The organism is Xanthomonas sp. NCPPB 1826, from assembly GCF_056725285.1.
The window spans coordinates 2,709,544-2,729,047 of record NZ_CM161521.1; the positions used below are offsets into that span (position 1 = coordinate 2,709,544).

The following is a 19,504-nucleotide window of genomic DNA, read 5'->3' on the forward strand; positions in this document are numbered from 1 at the left end:
GTGCGCTGCCCCGGTTCGTCCGGACGCGGCTGCCGGCCCTGAAACACCTATAAAAACTTAAGACAAGCGCTCCCGCGGCCTGCCGTGGTGTTGCAGCGCTGGAAACCCTGGTCAGGCCTGTCCGCGCGTTGCGCGAAGGGCCGACAAGCTGTTCCAGAGGCGAAACGTCACGGCGTTCCGCGCGGTAGAGCGCGAGAGGAACGCAACAATGAAGCGAATGCTGATCAACGCAACGCAGGCCGAAGAGCTGCGCGTGGCGATTGTGGACGGCCAAACCCTGTACGACATCGACATCGAACAGCCGTCCAAGGAACAAAAGAAGTCCAACATCTACAAGGGCCGTATCACCCGGCTCGAGCCCTCGCTGGAGGCGGCGTTCGTGGACTATGGCGCCGAGCGCCATGGCTTCCTGCCGCTGAAGGAAATCTCCCGCGACTATTTCCAGGCTGGTGTCGACCACAACAAGTCGACCATCCGCGAGTTGCTGCGCGAGGGCCAGGAAATCGTGGTGCAGGTCGACAAGGAAGAGCGTGGCAACAAGGGCGCCGCCCTGACCACGTTCATCTCGCTGGCCGGCCGCTACATGGTGCTGATGCCCAATTCGCCCAGCGCCGGTGGCGTCTCGCGTCGGATCGAGGGCGAAGACCGCGCCGCGCTGAAGGAAGCGCTGGACAAGCTCGACATCCCCGACGACATGGGCGTGATCATCCGCACCGCCGGTGTCGGCCGTGACGCCGAAGAACTGCAGTGGGATCTGGACTACCTGCTGCAGACCTGGAAGGCGATCGCCGAGGCGGCGCTGAGCAAGCCAGCCGCGTTCCTGATCTACCAGGAATCGCGCCTGATCATCCGCGCCCTGCGCGACTACCTGCGCGCCGACATCGGCGAAATCCTGGTCGATACACCGGAGCTGTATGCCGACGCCCAGGAGTTCATGCAGCAGGTGATGCCGCAGAGCCTGCGCAAGCTCAAGCACTACACCGACGACATTCCGCTGTTCAACCGCTTCCAGATCGAATCGCAGATCGAAGGCGCCTACGAGCGCAACGTGCGTCTGCCGTCGGGCGGCTCGATCGTGGTCGACCAGACCGAAGCGCTGACCGCCGTCGACGTGAACTCCTCGCGCGCCACCAAGGGCAGCGACATCGAAGAAACCGCCTTCCAGACCAATCTGGAAGCGGCCGAAGAAGTGGCCCGCCAGCTGCGCCTGCGCGACCTGGGCGGCCTGGTGGTGATCGACTTCATCGACATGGCCTCGACCAAGCACCAGCGTGAAGTCGAAAACAAGCTGCAGAACGCGCTCAAGTACGACCGCGCACGCGTGCAGTTGGGCCGCATCTCGCGCTTCGGCCTGATGGAAATGAGCCGCCAGCGCCTGCGTCCGAGCCTGGGCGAATCCAGCCAGATCGTGTGCCCGCGTTGCGACGGCCATGGCCGCATGCGCAGCGTCGAGTCGCTGTCGCTGTCGATCATTCGCGTGGCCGAAGAGCACGCCATGAAGGAAAACACCGGACAGGTGCTGGTCCAGGCCCCGGTGGAGATCGCCAACTACCTGCTCAACGAAAAGCGCAGCGCGCTGCGTGAGATCGAGCAGCGTCACGAGTCGCCGATCATCATCGTTGCCGACGAGCAGCTGCACACCCCGCACTACGAAGTCACACGACTGCGTGAGAACGAGCTGGGCGAAGACAGCGGCAAGCCGAGCTACCAGCGCGGTACCCCGCGCAAGCTGCCGGTGCATGCGCTGACCAAGGCACAGTTGAATATCCCGGCTGCGCCGGCAGTGACCTCGATCAAGCCGAGCCAGCCGGCTCCGCTGCGTGAGGAGGCCCCTGCCCCGGTCGCACCTGCACCTGCACCGGCTCCGGTCGCGCCACTGCCGCTTCCCGCGCCGGTCACCGGCGTGGTCGGCTGGCTGAAGCGCATCTTCGGCGGCGTCGAGCCGGTTGCGCCTGCGCCCGAGTCGACCCAGCGTCCGCGTCAGAACGATGCCGGCCGCAGCAGCCGCAACGAGCGTGGCGATCGTGGCGGCCAGCGTCGCGACGGCCGCGATGCCCGCAATGGCGGCAACGGTGGCAATCAGCACCGCGGCAATGGCGGTAACGGCAATGGCAATGGCGCCAACAAGGAGCGTCGTGACGAGCGTCGCCAGCCGGCCAATGGTCAGGCTGCGCAAAACGGCGGTCAGGCGCAGCAGGTGCAGGTGCCCAAGCCGCCGCGCAACGAGGCACAGCAACAGCCCAAGCAGCCGCAGCAGGCCCAGCAGCAGAAGCAGAAGCCGCAGAACCAGGCACCGCGCCCGCCGCGTGCAGCTGCGCAGCAGCAGGACGGCGCGCCGTCCGAGCGGCAGCAGCGCCCTGCGCGTCAGGAAGAAGGCACTGCCTCGGCGCAGACGCTGACCTCGACTGCTGCAACCGCAACGACTGCAACCGTGGTCGCGGCAATTGCCGGCACCGCAGCACCGGCAACGCCAGTGGCAGCAGCTGCGGTCACCCCGGCGCATCCGGTCGAGGTCATCGTGACCGAGTCGCATGCCGATCGCGGTACCGATGCAAATGCGGAGGGCCAGGCACCGGAGGCAGCAGGCGATGATGCGGCAAATGGCGAAGGCGGCAGCCGTCGTCGTCGCGGTCGTCGTGGTGGCCGTCGTCGCCGTCGCGGCGCTGGCGCAAACGGTGAAGGCGGTACCGGCGTCGATGGTCTGGAGACGGACGATCTGGACGGCGACGCCGAAGGCGATCTCGATGGCGACAACGAGAGCGACGAAGCCGGTGCGCAAGTCCACACCTCGGCTGCCCCGCGCGCTGGTCAACCGGAGTTCGACTTCGACGACGACGCGAGCACGCCTACGGTATCGGCACGCGCCAAGCCGGAATCCAGCGCTCCGGCCGCAGTGAAACCGCGCCCGGTCCCGAAGGAGCGTGCGGAAGCACTGCTGGCGGCTGACACAACGTCGACCACGGCGCCGGTTTCCAATGCCACGCCGTCGTTCGAGCAGCAGGCTGCAACTCCGGCAGTCACCGCAGCCGAGCAGGCACGTGGCGATGCATCGGCGGCCTCCGCGGCACCGGCTGCAACCGCCTCGGCCAGCAACACGGCGTCGGTTGCATCGGCACCGGCTGCGCAGGCTTCTGCCGTTGCATCGACGACCCCGCAAGCGCCGCAGGCTCCGGTTGTTGCGCAGGAATCGGCGACCCCGCCGGGTCAGGCGCCGGTTGCCGCTCCGGCTCCGTCCGCTGCCTCGCCATCGGTTGCCGCCTCGGCTCCGGTCGCGACGCCAGCCGCGGCTCCTGTAGCTCAGCCGGTCGAGCGTGCTGCTCCTTCGGCCGTGCGTTCGCCCGAGCCGGCTGTGCAGTCAACGCCGGTGCCGTCGGCATCGGCCGACGCTGCAGCGCCTTCGGTTGCTCGGCAGGAACAGGCAGCACCGGCTGCAGCCGCGGCAGCAACGCAAGCGGAGCCGGTGAAAACCGACGCAGCGCCGCCAGCCGTCAGTGTGCCGAAGCCGGTCGCTGCTGCGCCTTCCAGCGCGCAGGCGGACGTCGTGACGTCCAAGCCGCAGCATGCCGAGCCGTCAACGGCGGCAAGCCCGGCAGCCGATGTTGCTGCCACGTCCACCGCCACAGTGCCGCAGACCTCGCCGTCTGCCGACGCTGCGCCGGCACGCAAGCCGTACGCTCCTGTGCAGACCACGCTGCTTGACGCATTGGCTCCGGCCGACGCAACAGCAGCGACCGCGACATCGACGCAGGCCGAAACGCCGGTGCCGTACAAGGCGCCTGAGCGGCCGGTAGTGGTCGCGCCCGTGGTGTCTGCAGACGCCAACGAGCAGACTGCCGACAAGCCGAAGCCGACCGTCGTCGTGTCCGAGACAGCAAAGACGGCAGATGCAGCGCGCAATGGCGATGACGCGCAGGAGCAGCAGGACGACACCAACAAGCCGCGTGGCGATCACTGATCGTTTCCCAGCCGGTTGAACCCGCCTGCGTGAATCCAGGCGGGTAGTGTCAAACAAGGCGGCCTTCGGGCCGCCTTGTTTTTGTGTGCGGCAGTGTCATGCCGATACTGGATGACCAGGCCTTGCAGGAATCGCAACGAAACAGTTGCTGCGCTCGCAGTCGCGCTTGTCCCAGGCGCTGTTCCCGCCGCATCAACGAGCGACGGGGCGATTGCCGCCAAAATCAGGACTCAGGCAGAAGCCAGCGCCATCATGGCCCTGCGCCGTAACTGCATCCACGCCAGCAAACCGAAATGTCCGCTGCTACGCATCGGCAAGCGTTCGTCATCGAATGTGGCGGCGTTCAAACCGATTCGATCGGCCTGCTCCAATGGCGCAGCGCACCGCGCTGTAACGACAGGTCATCATCGGCAGCCGTCGCAAGCAAAGCGCCTTTCGGGCATTAAATGCCGAAGCGAACACGCGCGTTCGGGACGCAGGAGTGCTTCTCCCGCGCAGAACAGCGTGCATGCTCTTTTAACCCGCTCGTTGTGCAGCAGCATCTGACTGCTGCATCTGCAAGATCGAAACCCGAGGGCGTGGCTTACAAGGTACGCGCCGGATCGGTCAGACCGTACTGATTGGCCAGACGCGCCAGGGCGATGTTGTCCTGGATGCCGACCTTCTCGAACAGGCGCGCCTTGTGCGTGTTGATGGTCTTTGCACTGAGGTTCAGGCGCTTGGCGATGTCTTCCTGGCGCAGGCCCTGGGTCAGCAACAAGGCCACCTCCAGTTCGCGCGGCGATAGCGCGTCGAAGGGCGAGCTGCCCCCTTCCAGGTTGGACAGGGCCAGATTCTGCGCAATGGTATTGCCGAGATAGCGCCGGCCCAGTGCGACTTCGCGCACTGCGCGCAGCAGCTCCTGCGCATCGCCGCCCTTGCCGACATACCCCGATGCGCCGGCTTCGAGCAGACGCTTGGGCAATGGGCCATCTTCCAGCACCGACACGATGATGACGCGGGTGCCGTAATCGCCCTTGACGATGCGCTCGGTGATTTCCAGGCCGCTGACACCGGGCAGGTGCAGGTCGCACAGCACGATCTCGGGCTTGAGCTGGCGGATTTGCGGCAAGGCCGCCTCCCCGCTCTCTGCCTCTCCCACCACATCGATGTCCACTTCCTTGGACAGGATCATCTTCATGCCGGTACGCACGAGTGCATGATCGTCGATCAGAAAAACTCTGATGGTCATCCTTGTTGTCCTCGCTGTGCGGCTGGCTGGTGCAGCCTATCTCCGTGAATAATTCAGGGCAAGCTCGATGCGACGTATTACGTTCGAGTCAGAACGCGAAGTACTCTGCCGCCACGCGTCATGGTAGGCATTGCATGCACTATCGCGGCGTGATCGGATGATGCGAGCGCGCCCAATACGCGAACATCGGGCATTTCACTCGCGCTCGGTCAGATTTTTCCTGCTTCGGTGCTGCGCTCGGCATCCACCAATGGGCGCAATTGCGCATCGAGTGCAACGCGTTCGTCGAACACGAAGCAGCGGCCGTCATAGCCTTCGCCACCGACTTCTTCGAAATAGCCGAGGATGCCGCCTTCGAGCTGCAGTACGTTATCCATGCCGTCGGCCTGCATCCACAACGCCGCCTTCTCGCAACGAATGCCGCCGGTGCAGAAGCTGACCACGGTGGCGTCGGCCAATGCAGCGCGATGCGCCTCCAGCGCCGCCGGCAGGTCGGTGAACTTGTCGATCGGCAACGTCAGCGCGCCCTGGAACGTGCCGTACGCCACTTCCTGGGCATTGCGCGTATCCAGCAGCACCAGCGGGCGGCCGCGATCATCGCGCCCTGCCCGCATCCACTCGCGCAGCGTGGCGGGCGTCACCGCAGGCGCACGGCCCTGCAGCGGCGAGGCATCGTCGCGGCGAAAGCTGATGATCTCCGGCTTGACCTTCACCTTGAGCCGCGCGAACGGCTGCAACGCGCTCAGGCTGTACTTGATGCGCATCTGCGCAAAGCGCGCATCGGCCTGCAGCCACGCATAGAACGTGTCGATCTGCTCGGCTTCGCCGGCCAGAAACAGGTTGATCCCTTCTTCGGCCACCAGCACCGATCCCTTCAAGGCCTGCTGCCCGGCGTGTGCCAGGACGCTGTCGGCGAGCGACTGCGGGTCCTGGATGGTGACGAATTGGTAGGCAGCGGTATTGGTGATCATGCGGCCATTTTAAGCCGATGCGGCCGCAGGTGCGATCAGCCGCGCAACAGCAGGAACGGCAGCAGGACCAGCGAGGCGACAACCAGCATGCCGATCAACGTGGCGATCACGAACAGGGGACGCTTGCGCAGCAGCGCGCCGAAGGTTTCGGCCGTGCCGGCAGCGAGCGCATCCTGGCGCTGCGCACGCGCCACGGCACCGCGTTGGGCCTGATACGCATCCATCAGCGCCTTGGCGCGCGGGTGATCGGCATCGTCGCTGAGCCAGATGCCGCCGGCGGAGATGCCCCAATTGCTGGGCCGGGTTTCGTAGATCTGCACCAGATGCTCGCGCATCAGCGCCCGTACCTCGTCGGCTTCGTCATCGGGAACATTGCGCAGATTGAGCAGCAGCTTGGCCATGGGCACGATGATACCGGGAGCCAGGTGCGATAATGATGCACTCCCTTTGCTGGACCATCCCATGCGCCTTCTGTTGACGCTTTGTGCTGCCCTGCTGCTCGCGGGCTGTGCGCCTGCCCTGCCGCCGTCCGGCGGCACCATCGCCACGTTCGAGCGGATCGACCGCAACATCGGCACCGGTGCCGAAGCCACACCGGGCGCGATGGTCACCGTGCATTACACCGGCTGGCTGTATGACGAAAAAGCCGCCGACAAGCATGGCAAGAAGTTCGACAGCTCGCTCGACCGCGCCGAGCCGTTCCAGTTCGTGCTGGGCGGCCATCAGGTGATCCGCGGCTGGGACGAGGGCGTGGCCGGCATGCGTGTGGGCGGCAAGCGCAGCTTGATGATTCCGCCCGAGTACGGCTATGGCGACAACGGCGCTGGCGGCGTGATCCCGCCCGGCGCATCGCTGGTGTTCGATGTGGAATTGCTCGGCGTGCAGCCGCGCTGAAGGGCTGAGCAATGACGGATGCGAGCAAGCGGCGGCTGGCCATCATTGGCGGTGGGCCGGCCGGCCTGATGGCGGCAGAGGTGGCATGTGCGGCAGGCCTTGCGGTCGACCTGTACGAAGCCAAGGGTTCGGTGGGGCGCAAGTTCCTGATTGCCGGCAAGGGCGGCTTGAACCTCACCCACTCCGATCCGATGCCGTTGTTTGCGCAGCGCTATCGCGAGCGCAGGGAGGCCGTCGCATCGTGGCTGCAGCAGTTCGATGCGGACGCGCTGCGCGCCTGGGCACGCGATCTGGGCGTGGAGACCTATGTCGGCAGTTCCGGGCGCGTGTTCCCGATGGATCGCAAGGCCGCGCCGCTGCTGCGCGGCTGGGTGCGCCGACTCAAGGAACAAGGCGTCACGTTTCATGTGCAGCATCGTTGGCTTGGTTGGAGCGATGACGGTGCGCTGCGTTTCCACTCGCCCACCGGTGATGTCGAACGCACCGCAGATGCCGTGGTGCTGGCGCTCGGTGGCGGCAGCTGGCCGCAGCTCGGCTCCGATGGTCGCTGGCAAGGCGTGCTGCAGGATCACGGCATTGCGGTGGCGCCGCTGGTGCCGGCCAACTGCGGCTTCGACATCGCCTGGAGCGCGCATTTTGTGCAGCGGCATGCCGGTGCGCCGCTCAAGCCCGTGGTCGCGCACTGGCAGGATCGCAGCGGCACACCGCAGCAGTTGCAGGGCGAGTGCGTTGCGACGTCCACCGGCATTGAGGGCAGCCTGATCTATGCGCTGGCTGCAGATCTGCGCGCGCAGATCGATGCCGATGGCGTCGCCGAGCTGGGCCTGGACCTGCTTCCGGGGCGCTCGCTGGAACGCGTCAACGCCGAACTGGAAAAACCGCGCAAGGGACGCAGTTTCAGCGAGCACCTGCGCCGGCAGGTCGGCATCGACGGCGTCAAGGCCGCCTTGCTCTACGAACATCTGGGCAAACAGGCGGGCGACGATCTTGCGCTGGTGGCGCGTACGCTCAAACACTTGCCGTTACGCCTGCTGCGACCGCGCCCGCTTGCCGAGGCGATCAGCTCGGCCGGTGGCGTGCAGCTGGAGGCGCTGGATGCGCAGCTGATGGCGCGCGCGCAGCCTGGCGTGTTCTGCGCCGGCGAAATGCTCGACTGGGAAGCACCGACCGGCGGCTATCTGCTGACTGCCTGCTTCGCCAGCGGATTACGTGCCGCGCATGGCGTGGTGCAATGGTTGCAGCAGACTAACCGCGCTACAGACGATCGCTGACCGCCTCGCGCGGCCACACCGATTTGACGTCGTAAATCACCGCACCCGGTTTGCCCAGTGCGGCAATACGCTGGGTGTCGTAGTCGCGGTATTGCGCATGCGCGACTGCCAGCACGACGGCGTCGTACGCACCGTCGTCCGCAAGCTCGCACAACTGCACGCCGGCATGTTGCAGCGCTTCTGCGGGGTCGGCCCACGGGTCGCAGGTGTCGACCTGCACGCCCGCGGCTTGCAGCAGCTGCACCAGTTCCAGCGCGCGGCTGTTGCGCAGGTCCGGGCAGTTCTCCTTGAAGGTGGCGCCCAGCACCAGCACCCTCGCCTGCGCAAGCACCACGCCACGTGTGGCCAGCATGGCGCAGACGCGCTCGGCCACGTGCCGGCCGACGCGGTTGTTGACCTGGCGCGCGGTGTGGATCAGGTCCGGGTGATAGCCCACGCTTTCGGATTTGTGCATCAGGTAATACGGATCCACCCCGATGCAGTGACCACCGACCAGGCCGGGACGGAACGGCAGGAAATTCCACTTGGTTCCGGCAGCCTCCAGCACGTCCAACGTATCGATACCCAGCTTGTCGAAGATCAAGGCCAGTTCGTTGACCAGTGCGATATTGACGTCGCGCTGGATGTTTTCGACCACCTTGGCGGCCTCGGCCACGCGCATCGACGGCGCCCGCCAGGTGCCGGCAGTGATGATGCTGGTGTACAGCGCGTCGACCGCATCGGCGGCTTCTGCGGTGGAGCCGGAGGTGATCTTGCGGATATCGCGCAGACGCCGCTGGCGGTCACCCGGATTGACGCGCTCGGGGCTGTAGCCACAGAAGAAGTCGTCGTTGAAACGTAGCCCCGATGCGGCTTCGAGCAAGGGCACGCAGACTTCTTCGGTGGTGCCCGGGTAAACGGTGGATTCGTAGATCACCAGGTCGCCGGGTTTGAGCGCAGCGGCGATCAGCGTGGTGGCACTGCGCAGCGGTTCCAGGTCGGGCTGCTCGAAGCTGTCGATCGGCGTCGGCACGGTGACGATGAAGATGCTGCACGCAGCCAGGTCCGCAGCATTCGCGGTGTAGCGCAACCGGGTGGCGGCAGCCAGCTCGGTGTCGTCCAGCTCCAGCGTGGCATCGTGGCCATCGCGCAGCTGCCCGACCCGCTGCGCATCGATGTCGAAGCCCAACGTATCGCGTTGCTCGCCGAATGCAACGGCCAGCGGCAGGCCGACATAGCCCAATCCAATCACGGCGATGCGGGCCTGCAGCGGAGCGAGTAGCGTGGTGCTGGACATGCGGTTCCTTCGATCGTGCGCAGCCGGTTGCTGCGCGCCTGCGCGGTGGGAGCATAGCGCAGGCAGCCATCGGACCATCAGTGCGGCGAACTGGCGACGCGGCGATTCACAATCGGCGCGCAATCAGGCACGCTATCGCAATGCCCGGGTGGCGAAACTGGTAGACGCAAGGGACTTAAAATCCCTCAGCTGCAAGGCTATGCGGGTTCGATTCCCGCCCCGGGCACGCTTTAGTGGCGCTGCAAACCGCACAAGGCCATCGACGCGCAGGCAAACCTTGCCCGCTGCGAGGTTGCAGCGCTCTCGCATTACGCAGTCCAGCCTCCGCGTCGCGCTTACAAGTGCATGGCGCGCCCTCAGCCGGCTCCCCTGTCTCGGACATCACCGCAACCGTCAGTGCCTCGCAGGCTGAGGTGGAACAGCGCGAGCAGATTGGTGATCACGGCTGCGGTAGACATGGTCAGCGATGCTAAGACCTGCTCTGAAGGAGATGAAGCGGCGCGCCATTGCACAGCGATGCAGACCGCGGTGCCCTTCCGTGCGTCTGGAGAGCAGCAACTGCAGCATCCACGCAGTGCCACGCACAACGATGCGATCTTGTTTACGACAGACGTCCTGGCGCCAGCGGTGCACCAAGCGCAATGCACATCTGGCATCAAGCACGCTGCGCTACGTCAGCGAGAAGAAGGCCAATAGTTGCCCTCCTCAAGTGCTAGCCCGACACCAGCGTCGGCCAATAAAAAACCCTGTATATCGTTCGATATACAGGGTTCGAATTTGGAGCGGGAAACGAGACTCGAACTCGCGACCTCAACCTTGGCAAGGTTGCGCTCTACCAACTGAGCTATTCCCGCGTGGAGCAAAATTGTACAGCTTGTTACTTCGTTGCGCCAGTCCTGTCGTCGTTGCCGACGCATGAAACAACGCATGCAATGTGGAGGCCTGGGCCGGAATTGAACCGGCGTACGCGGATTTGCAGTCCGCTGCATAACCACTCTACCACCAGGCCGAAACATCAAACCCAAGGCATCCTGCCTTGAAACAACGAGACCTCCGGCAAGGGGCCTTGTCTACATCTGGAGCGGGAAACGAGACTCGAACTCGCGACCTCAACCTTGGCAAGGTTGCGCTCTACCAACTGAGCTATTCCCGCTTGGGAGGCGAAATTCTACAGCGAACAGCATCGCTGTCAACTATTGCTTTCGACTTTTTTCGGTTTGCTGGTGATCGCGGCTTTTTCGTCGGCGCGCAGGCTCGGCCAGGCGGCCTGCAGGTACTGGAAGCCGGACCACAGCGTCAGCAATGCGGCGATCGCCAGCGTCCAGTAACCGGCGCGGAAAATCAGGTTGCCGAACCAGATTTCATGCGTGGGCATCTGCCCCGGCGTCACCGAATACAGCAGACACAGCAGCGCGACCATCTGTGCGGTGGTCTTGACCTTCCCGATCACCGCCACCCGCACCTTGGCACGCTGGCCGATTTCGGCCATCCATTCCCGCAATGCGGATACCGCGATTTCGCGGCCGACGATGACCGCCGCCCAGAACGCCATCCATGGTGTGGGATGGCCCTGCACGATCAGGAACAATGCCACTGCGACCATCAACTTGTCGGCCACCGGGTCCAGGAACGCGCCGAAGGCCGAATACTGGTGATAACGCCGCGCGACCCAGCCATCCAGCCAGTCGGTGATGGCAGCCAGCGCGAACACGCCGGCGGAGGCGAAATTGGTCCAGGTGTACGGCAGGTAGAACACCACGACCAACACCGGGATCATCACGATCCTCAGCAGTGTCAGCCACGTGGGGATGGTCAACTTCATTACGGACTCGACTCGCCTGCCGCATCGGGAAGCGCCAGCCCGTGCAGGTTAGCGTAGATTCGCGCGGCAAGTGCGGCATTGACGCCCTCCACCCGCGCAATCTCGGCCTCGCCGGCGGCCTTGAGCCCGACCAGCCCACCGAAATGCTTGAGCAGGCTCGCGCGTCGGCGCGGACCGATGCCGGGGATATCCTCGAGCTTGCTGGTCATGCGCGCCTTCTGGCGGCGGCCGCGGTGACCGGTGATCGCAAAGCGGTGCGCCTCGTCGCGCACCTGCTGGATGAACTGCAGTGCCGGCGATGCCGCGCCCGGCCGCAGTTCGCGGCCGTCGGCCATGATCAGCGCCTCGTGCCCCGCCCTGCGCTCCTCGCCCTTGGCCACGCCGACCAGCAGCACATTTTCGATGCCCAGATCAGCCAGCGCGCCCTTCGCCTGTGCGAGCTGACCGGCGCCGCCGTCGATCAGCAGCACATCCGGCAGCACGCCGTTTTCTTCCACCGCGCGTCGAAAACGCCGTTCGATGGCCTGACGCATCGCGGCGTAGTCATCGCCCGGCGTGATCCCGGAAATATTGAAGCGCCGGTATTGGCCGCGCACCGGGCCGCTGGCATCGAACACCACGCACGAGGCCACCGTCGCCTCGCCCATGGTGTGACTGATGTCGAAGCACTCCACCCGCTTGACCTGCTCGGCCAGCCCCAGCATCTCGCGCAATGCCTCGCTGCGTGCGTGCTGCGCGCTCTGGCTGGTGAGTTCGGTGACCAGGGTCAGCTGTGCGTTGCGTGTCGCCAGCAACAGATAGCCGGCACGCTCGCCGCGCACGTTCCACTTCAACGTCACCTTGTATTCGGCGGCGGTGCTGAGTGCGGCTTCGATCAGCTCGGCATCGGGAATTTCGCGATCGAGCAGGATCTCGCGTGGCGGCGAATGTTCGGCGTAGTACTGCGACACGAACGCAGCCAAGATTTCGTCCGCGCTGTCTTCGCCATTGGTCTTGGGAAAGAACGAGCGCGTGCCCAGGTTGCGGCCGTCGCGAAAACTCAGCAGCAGTACGCAAGCCTGGCTGGCTTGCGTGGCGCAGGCCAGCACGTCCAGATCCGCCGCGCGGCCGTCCACGTACTGGCGGTTCTGCATGCTGCGCAGCGAGGACAGCAGATCGCGCAGGCGTGCGGCGCGCTCGAACTCCAGCGCCTCACTGGCCTGCTGCATCGACTGCATGATCTCTTCGCCGAGCTGATCGCTCTTGCCTTCCAGAAACATGGTGGCGCGGCATACCGATTCGGCGTAATCGAGCGCGGCAACCAGCTCTACGCAGGGCGCGCTGCAGCGGCCGATCTGGTATTGCAGGCACGGCCGCGAGCGGTTGCGGAACACGCTGTCTTCGCAACTGCGCAGCTTGAACAGCTTGTGCATCAGGCTCAGCGTTTCGCGCACGCCGGTAACGCCGGTGTACGGGCCGAAGTAGCGCCCCTGCACGGCACGCGGGCCACGATGCAGGGCGATGCGCGGCCACTGCTCGCGGGTCAGCAGCACGTAGGGATAACTCTTGTCGTCGCGCAGCGACACGTTGTAGCGCGGCGACAGCGACTTGATCAGCTGGTTTTCCAGCAGCAGCGCTTCGGCTTCGCTGCGGGTCACGGTGACGTCCATCCGCGCGACCTGCGACAGCATCGAGGTCAGTCGCGCATTCTTCGGCGTGCCGTTGAAATAGCTGCCCACGCGCTTGCGCAATGCACCGGCCTTGCCGACATACAGCAAGGTGTCGTCGCCCGCGTACATGCGGTAGACGCCGGGCGCAGTGCTCAGTTGCGCAGCAAACGCCTTTCCATCGAAATCGGATTGGGGCCTTGCGTTCATTCTTCTATCGAAACATCGCGCAGTTCGCCGCTCGCCAGGTCGTAGCGCAACACGGCATGGGCATCGGTCTCGGCAACCCACACCGCACCGGCGGCGACCGCCAGCCCGGCCGGGCCATGCAGGCGGCGCGGCAGCGCGACCGTGGTCAGTTCGCCGCCACCCAGACGCAGGCAGCGCAGGCGGCCGTTGCCGGTGTCGGCAATCCACAGCATCGGCGAGTCGGCCGCCAGCGCGATGGCTTGCGGAAACTGCAGCCGCGCAGTGCCGCGCGGGCCGTCCTCGTCGCCGAACTGCCAGGTACCCTGCCCGCCGACCAGGGTCTGCACCAGATCGCCACGCAATTGCATGGTGCGGATCGAAGAGCCCAGGCCATCGCAGATGTAGGCCACCTGCTGCACCGCGGCCAGGCCGGCCGGCTGTGCAAATGCGGCCAGATGCCCGCTGCCATCGCGAATCTCGAGCGCGCCGGTACCGGCGCGTGCGCTCAATGCGGCGCGGCCCAGGTCATAGCTCCAGATGCGGTTGTCGCCCGCCATGGCGATCAACACCTGATTGTCGGCAACGGCCAGGCCTTGCGGGTAGTTCAGCGCCGAGGCACCGGCGAACGCCAGCGGCCCCTCGACCGGCTCGCCGGAGCGCCCGGTGCCGCACAAGGTGTCGACCTGCCCGCTGCGCAGGTTGATCCGACGCAGGGCGTGATTGCCGGTGTCGGCGACATACAATTGGTCGCGCTCCGGCGCCAGGCCTTGCGGACGCCGGAACGCCGCTTCACCGACGCCACCATCGATGAAGTCCGCATTGCCGTGGCCGAACTGACGCAGCACGCGGCCGCCATGCGTGCATTCGAGCACGCGGTGATGGCCGGTGTCGGCGATATACAGGCGGTCCTCGGTAGCGGCCAGGCCGGTTGGAAACCGCAGCTCCAGGCGCGGCTCGGGATCGCGCTCGGCCACCCCGTGCAGATCGGCATCCGACGGCGGCTGCTGGCCTTCGCACAGGGCGACCAGCGCCTTGTCGAGATCGCCGGTCACGCCGACCAGGCGCTGACGCTCGCGGCCGTAGGCATCGAGCAGCACCAGCGTCGGCCAGGAGTCGATGCCGAAACGGCGCCAGGTCTCCCAGTCCCTGTCGAGCAAGATGGGCGCACTGACGCCATGGCCGCGCAGTTGTTTGAGCGCGCGTTGCGGCTCGCGTTCGCTGTCGAAGCGCGGCACCTGCACCACGATCACCTGCAGCCGGCCGGGGCTGCGCGCCTGGAAATGCGCCAGCTCGGCCAGGCGCTCGGCGCACCACACCGAGCTGGCATTGACGAATGCCAGCACCAGCGCCCGCCCGCGATGCTCCTGCAGGGTGGATGGCCTGGCATTGAGCCAGGTAGGAAATTCCGGCAATTCCTGGGTAAGCTGGGCAGTCATACCGTAATTATGCCCAAGCCCGATTAGCTGCGGGTGAGTCTGGCCACGGTCTGGCGCGCAGCGGTATCGACCAGCTGCCAGGCACGCTCGAAATCGTCCATGCCACCGGTGTAGGGGTCGGGAATATCGTCACGCTCTTCCACACCGGCCCAGGGCAGCCAGAGCGCGACCTTGTCGCGCAGCGGCGCCGGGGCGATGCGTTGCAGATCGCGCAGATTGCTGCCATCGGCGCACAGTAACCAGTCGAAGTGTTCGAAGTCGGCGCCACGCACCTGGCGCGCGCGCAACCCGGAGATATCCACGCCATGGCCGCGTGCACAGCGAATCGCGCGCGGGTCCGGTGGATCGCCGGCATGCCAGTCACCGGTGCCGGCCGAATCGACCTCGATCCGCCGCGACAACCGCGCGTCGTCCAGCCGCGCACGCAGGGCGCCCTCGCCCATTGGCGAGCGGCAGATATTGCCCAGACACACGATCAGCACCCTCATGCCGCTGCCACGCGGGTTTGCGCGCGCGCCAGATCGTCCGGCGTATCGATGCCCGGCGGAAACTGTTCGGGCGTCAACGCCACCGCGATGCGGTAGCCGGCCTCCATCACGCGCAATTGTTCCAGCGACTCGATGCGCTCCAGCATGCCGGGCGGCATTGCGGCAAAGCGCTGCAGAAATCCTGCGCGGTAGGCGTAGATCCCGATATGGCGCAGCCATTGCCCGTCACTGGGCAAGCTGTTGCGCTGACTGGCGAAGCTGTCGCGATGCCAGGGAATCGGCGCGCGGCTGAAGTACAAGGCGTCGCCACCTGCGCTACGCACCAGCTTGACCACGTTCGGATCGAACACTTCGTGCGCGCTGTCGACCTGCGCGGCCAGCGTGGCCATTTCGGCGCCGGAGTGCAGCAGCAGCTCGGCCACCGCACGGATGCCGGCGGCCGGCGCGAACGGCTCGTCGCCCTGCAGGTTCACCACGCAGGTATCGGCTTCCCAGCCGGCGATCCGCGCGCATTCGGCAAGCCGGTCGGTGCCCGATACATGTTCGTTACCGGTCATTGCCACATGCACGCCGGAAAGGCCTTCAATCACCTCGGCAATGCGTGCATCGTCGGTGGCCACCCAGACCTCACGCGCACCGGCCAGCAGCGCCCGCTCAGCCACATGCTGGATCATCGGGCGATCGCCGATCAGTTGCAGCGGCTTGCCCGGCAAGCGCGTGGAGGCGTAGCGCGCGGGAATGGCGACGACGAAATCTGCAGGGGTTGTGGTGGTCATGCGTGCGCGCTCTGGAAAGCAGGAAGAGTTGAAGAAACGAGATAACCGAATCGCATGATGTCGTGGTGTGATTGAGCGAAGTCGCGGTGTTCAGTTGAGCAGCGATGCCCGACATCAGCACTACGCGCCGCTGCCCGTACTGCTCGCACAGGCACACCGACCATCTTGATTGGTCCTTGCCCGCCCACCGTCGCGGGACCTTGATGTACTTGCGGCGTGTCCCGCGACGGTGGGTCGGCAAGGACCCTGCAACCAAGCCGCAGATCGCCCTACCGGCGCAGCGTTCACACGCCCTGCCGGCTGGCCAACTTGTCCAGGCGATCCAACAGGCTCACCCAGAACGCCGCCGGCAGCTCCGCCTTGAGCGGCACGCTGTACAGCCATTCGTCGGCAAATGGCCTGCATTTCACTGCATCCTTTTCGGTCATCAGCACCGGCAGGCGGCTGCCGAAGCTGAAGTCGGCGGCGCGATAGACATGGTGATCGGGAAAGGCATGCGGCACCACGCCAATGCCGCGCGCGCGCAGCATTGCGAAGAACCGTTCCGGGTGCGCAATCCCGGCCACCGCATGCACGCGCTGGCCGGCAAGCCTGCTCAATGGCTGAGCGCGCTTGCCATCCATCGGTTGCACACTGTCGATGCTCAGGCGCATCTGCCATTCGCCGAATCCGGCGTCATCGGGCGCAGGTGCGGTCGCTGCTGCGCTTGCCTGGCCCAGATTGACCACACGGAAATCGCAGTCGCGTGCGCGTGCAGCCGGCTCGCGCAGCGGCCCGGCCGGCAGCAGGCGCCCGTTGCCGTAGCGGCGCTGGCCATCGACCACTTCGATCTCGACATCGCGGGCCAGCCGGTAGTGCTGCAGCCCGTCATCGCAGACGACGATGTCGCAGCCCGCTTCGACCAGGGCGCGCGCCGCAGCCAGGCGATCGCTGTCCACACGTACGCGGGCGCCGGTCTTCCAGGCGATCAGGACCGGCTCGTCGCCGCCGAGCGCGACCGGCGTGTCCGCCTCGACCCAGCGTGCCGTGCCCGATTCGTCACGGCCATACCCGCGGCTGGCCACGCCGGGCGTCCAGCCGGCCTCCTGCAACTTGGCGACCAGGGCAATCGTCAACGGCGTCTTGCCGGTGCCGCCGGCAGTGACGTTGCCCACCACGATCACCGGCACCGGCACGCCGTGGCGCTTGCGCCAGCCGCGGCGATACAGGGCGCGTCGCAGCGCGATGGCAGCGCCGTAGACCGGCGCCAACAGGCGCGCCGACAGCGGGATCGGCGCATTGTCGTACCAGTAACCCGGCGTGCGGGTGCCGCGCTTGCTCATGCCTGACGTTCGCGGAACTGCATGCCGTGCAGGTGCGAGTACAAGCCGCCCTGCTCCAGCAATTGGTGATGGGTGCCGCGCTCGACGATACGGCCCTGGTCCATCACCAGCACCTGGTCGGCATGCTCGATGGTGGACAGGCGGTGCGCGATCACCAGCGTGGTGCGGTCAGGCATCAGCTTGTGCAAGGCGTCCTGCACCAGGCGTTCGGATTCGTTGTCCAGCGCCGCGGTGGCTTCGTCCAGGATCAGGATCGGCGCATCCTTGAGCATCGCGCGCGCGATCGCCAGACGCTGGCGCTGGCCGCCGGACAGGCGCCCGCCCTTGGTGCCCACATGCGACTGCAGGCCTTCGGGCAATTGCGCGACGAACTCCATCGCGTTGGCGCCCAGGATGGCGCGTTCCAGCTGGCCGGCATCGGCACTGCGCATTTCGCCATAGGCGACGTTGTCAGCGATGCTACCGTCGAACAACATGACCTGCTGGCCGACCAGCGCGATCTGCCGCCGCAGATCGGCCAGCGCGTACGCCTGCACCGGGTGCCCGTCGAGCAGGATCTGCCCGGACTCTGCTTCGTAGAAGCGCGGGATCAACTTGATCAGGCTGGACTTGCCGCTGCCGGAACGCCCGACGATCGCCGTCACCGTGCCCGGTTGCGCCACGAAACTGACCTCGGCCAGGGCCGGGTTCACCTGGCCAGGATAGCGTGCAGTGACATTGCGGAATTCGATCAGGCCCTTGGCGCGCGTCAGCGGCACCGCGCCCTGGTCCGGCTCGTCGGGACTGTCGAGCACCGAGAACAGGCGCTCGGCCGAGGCCAGGCCACGCTGCACCATGTTCTGCACATTGGTGAGCTGCTTGAGGCCCGGAATGATCGTCAGCATCGAGGTCATCAGCACCACGAAGTCGCCGGCGGTCAGCCGCCCGGCCAGTGCCTGGGCACCGGCCACGAACAACAGCGCCGACAGGCCGATCGCACCGATCATCTGCACCGTGGCGGTGGAAATGCCACGCGTGGATTCGACCTTCATCGCCAGACGCAGATTGCGGTCGGCCAGCGCGCCATAGCGCTCCATTTCGGTCTGCTGGGCACCGTAGATCTTGACCTCCTGATGGCTGGACAAGGTCTGGTCGGCCGCCTGCAGCAGATGCGCGCCGCTTTCCTGGATGCTGTGGCTAATGCGCCGATAGCGCCGCGCCACCTTGTCCATCACCCAGGCCAGCACCGGCGCCAGCACCAGGATGGTCAGCGTGACCTGCCAGCTATGCCACAGCATCAGCGCCAGCGCGCCGATCACCTGCAGCGATTGCTGGATCATCACCTTGACCGCATCCACCGCCGCCTGCGCCACCTGGTCCGAGTCCGAGCCCAGCCGGATCAGCATCGACGGCACCGGTTCGGAATCGAAGCGCGATCCCGGCAGGCGCAGATATTTGGACATCACCTTGACGCGCAGGTCGCGCGCGATGCTGCGCGCGGATTTGCCCATCGCCATATCGGTGATGTAGCCGGCGACCCCGCGCACCACGAACAACAGGATGATCTGCACCGGCAGCCAGCGACTGACTTCGGCATTCTTGTAGATGAAGGTCTCGTCGGTGATCGGCTTCATCAACGCCAGGAAGCCGGTCGTGCCCGCCGCTTCGATCAGCGCGGCAATCAGCGCGGCCACCAGCAACAGGCGATACGGCTTGGCGAAGGCCAGCAGGCGACGGTACGTGCGCCAGGACGAAACTGGCGCCGGGCGGTCGTTGGAGGTGGTCACTGGCGGGTTCCGTTAGTGCGGGTCTGGCCGGTCGTGGGTGTCGCCCCGGCTTGAGGCGCTGTGGCGATCGCGATGCGGCGGAAGCCGAGTTGCCCCAATGCATCCTGCGCGGTCACCACCGCTTGATACGGCGTGCGTGCATCGGCGCGCATCAACACTGTCTGCTCGCGGTCGTCGCCGGCGAGCTGGGCGATGGTCTGCTTGAGCGAGTCCACGTCCGAGCGCAGCACTTCCTGATCGTTGATGAAATAACGCCCATCGGCATTGACCAGCACGCTCAGCGAACGTGGCGGTGTGCTGCTGTGCTGGTCGCTGGCGGTCGGCAGCTGCAATTGCAGCGTGGAGCGTGCGTCGAAAGTCGTGGTCACCACGAAAAAGATGATGAGGACAAGGATGACGTCAATCAATGGCACCAGATCGATATGCGGCTCGTCCTGGCTTCGGTCACTGCCGATGCGCAT

At 65.8% G+C, this 19,504-nt stretch carries 15 protein-coding genes and 4 tRNA genes; 4 read left to right on the forward strand and 15 right to left on the reverse strand.

Annotation, left to right across the window (positions count from 1 at the left end):
* The first annotated feature begins 217 nt into the window (after nucleotides 1–217).
* On the forward strand, nucleotides 218–3,955 hold the full coding sequence (locus AC1PLA_RS11390; RefSeq protein ID WP_481106193.1) for an Rne/Rng family ribonuclease: 3,738 nt from the start codon (nucleotides 218–220) through the stop codon (nucleotides 3,953–3,955).
* Between the two features lie 583 nt (nucleotides 3,956–4,538).
* On the opposite strand, the gene AC1PLA_RS11395 is transcribed toward AC1PLA_RS11390, so the two are convergent.
* The 3 genes from AC1PLA_RS11395 to AC1PLA_RS11405 all read right to left on the reverse strand — a co-directional run bounded on the left by AC1PLA_RS11395 (nucleotide 4,539) and on the right by AC1PLA_RS11405 (nucleotide 6,558).
* Nucleotides 4,539–5,186: a response regulator gene (locus AC1PLA_RS11395; RefSeq protein WP_016904564.1), complete on the reverse strand. Its 648-nt coding sequence runs from the start codon at nucleotides 5,184–5,186 to the stop codon at nucleotides 4,539–4,541.
* A gap of 209 nt (nucleotides 5,187–5,395) precedes the next feature.
* Nucleotides 5,396–6,157, reverse strand: coding sequence for a sulfurtransferase (locus tag AC1PLA_RS11400; protein ID WP_024938668.1), 762 nt, complete (start codon nucleotides 6,155–6,157; stop codon nucleotides 5,396–5,398).
* Nucleotides 6,158–6,192: 35 nt separating this feature from the next.
* Complete coding sequence (locus AC1PLA_RS11405; protein WP_065031449.1) at nucleotides 6,193–6,558, reverse strand: DUF6164 family protein; 366 nt, start codon at nucleotides 6,556–6,558, stop codon at nucleotides 6,193–6,195.
* A gap of 61 nt (nucleotides 6,559–6,619) precedes the next feature.
* Here AC1PLA_RS11405 and AC1PLA_RS11410 point away from each other — a divergent pair, with 61 nt between their 5' ends.
* Entirely contained in the window at nucleotides 6,620–7,051 is a 432-nt protein-coding gene (locus tag AC1PLA_RS11410; RefSeq protein ID WP_181142676.1) for an FKBP-type peptidyl-prolyl cis-trans isomerase, read from the forward strand.
* Between the two features lie 11 nt (nucleotides 7,052–7,062).
* Nucleotides 7,063–8,322 (forward strand): TIGR03862 family flavoprotein, encoded by a 1,260-nt coding sequence (locus AC1PLA_RS11415; RefSeq protein WP_481104558.1) that lies wholly within the window; start codon nucleotides 7,063–7,065, stop codon nucleotides 8,320–8,322.
* On the opposite strand, the gene AC1PLA_RS11420 is transcribed toward AC1PLA_RS11415, so the two are convergent.
* Nucleotides 8,306–9,598 carry a nucleotide sugar dehydrogenase gene (locus tag AC1PLA_RS11420; protein ID WP_481104559.1) on the reverse strand — a complete coding sequence of 431 codons (1,293 nt, stop codon included), beginning with the start codon at nucleotides 9,596–9,598 and terminating at the stop codon, nucleotides 8,306–8,308. The genes AC1PLA_RS11415 and AC1PLA_RS11420 overlap by 17 nt on opposite strands.
* Nucleotides 9,599–9,740: 142 nt before the next feature.
* On the opposite strand from AC1PLA_RS11420, the gene AC1PLA_RS11425 reads away from it, so the two are divergent.
* A tRNA-Leu gene (locus AC1PLA_RS11425) sits at nucleotides 9,741–9,824 on the forward strand.
* 552 nt (nucleotides 9,825–10,376) lie between these two features.
* Here the strand turns inward: AC1PLA_RS11425 and AC1PLA_RS11430 are convergent.
* The 11 genes from AC1PLA_RS11430 to AC1PLA_RS11480 form a co-directional block, all read right to left on the reverse strand.
* Nucleotides 10,377–10,452 (reverse strand) — tRNA-Gly (locus tag AC1PLA_RS11430).
* Between the two features lie 81 nt (nucleotides 10,453–10,533).
* Nucleotides 10,534–10,607: transfer RNA gene (locus tag AC1PLA_RS11435), tRNA-Cys, on the reverse strand.
* Nucleotides 10,608–10,675: 68 nt separating this feature from the next.
* Nucleotides 10,676–10,751: transfer RNA gene (locus AC1PLA_RS11440), tRNA-Gly, on the reverse strand.
* A gap of 36 nt (nucleotides 10,752–10,787) precedes the next feature.
* Nucleotides 10,788–11,420, reverse strand: a complete 633-nt coding sequence (gene pgsA / locus AC1PLA_RS11445) for a CDP-diacylglycerol--glycerol-3-phosphate 3-phosphatidyltransferase (protein WP_016902574.1) — start codon at nucleotides 11,418–11,420, stop codon at nucleotides 10,788–10,790.
* Nucleotides 11,420–13,276, reverse strand: a complete 1,857-nt coding sequence (gene uvrC / locus AC1PLA_RS11450) for an excinuclease ABC subunit UvrC (RefSeq protein ID WP_481104560.1) — start codon at nucleotides 13,274–13,276, stop codon at nucleotides 11,420–11,422. Before uvrC ends, pgsA begins: the two co-directional genes overlap by 1 nt.
* A complete protein-coding gene (locus tag AC1PLA_RS11455; protein ID WP_481104561.1) occupies nucleotides 13,273–14,691 on the reverse strand; it encodes a hypothetical protein in 1,419 nt (472 codons plus the stop codon). Before AC1PLA_RS11455 ends, uvrC begins: the two co-directional genes overlap by 4 nt.
* Before the next feature lie 23 nt (nucleotides 14,692–14,714).
* Nucleotides 14,715–15,179 (reverse strand): low molecular weight protein-tyrosine-phosphatase, encoded by a 465-nt coding sequence (locus AC1PLA_RS11460; RefSeq protein ID WP_481104562.1) that lies wholly within the window; start codon nucleotides 15,177–15,179, stop codon nucleotides 14,715–14,717.
* A complete protein-coding gene (gene kdsB, locus AC1PLA_RS11465) occupies nucleotides 15,176–15,955 on the reverse strand; it encodes a 3-deoxy-manno-octulosonate cytidylyltransferase (RefSeq protein WP_481104563.1) in 780 nt (259 codons plus the stop codon). The genes AC1PLA_RS11460 and kdsB overlap by 4 nt, the downstream gene beginning before the upstream one ends.
* 284 nt (nucleotides 15,956–16,239) lie before the next feature.
* Entirely contained in the window at nucleotides 16,240–17,277 is a 1,038-nt protein-coding gene (gene lpxK / locus AC1PLA_RS11470; RefSeq protein ID WP_102256608.1) for a tetraacyldisaccharide 4'-kinase, read from the reverse strand.
* Complete coding sequence (gene msbA, locus AC1PLA_RS11475) at nucleotides 17,274–19,043, reverse strand: lipid A export permease/ATP-binding protein MsbA (RefSeq protein ID WP_016902580.1); 1,770 nt, start codon at nucleotides 19,041–19,043, stop codon at nucleotides 17,274–17,276. The genes lpxK and msbA overlap by 4 nt, the downstream gene beginning before the upstream one ends.
* Complete coding sequence (locus AC1PLA_RS11480) at nucleotides 19,040–19,504, reverse strand: ExbD/TolR family protein (RefSeq protein ID WP_016902581.1); 465 nt, start codon at nucleotides 19,502–19,504, stop codon at nucleotides 19,040–19,042. The genes msbA and AC1PLA_RS11480 overlap by 4 nt, the downstream gene beginning before the upstream one ends.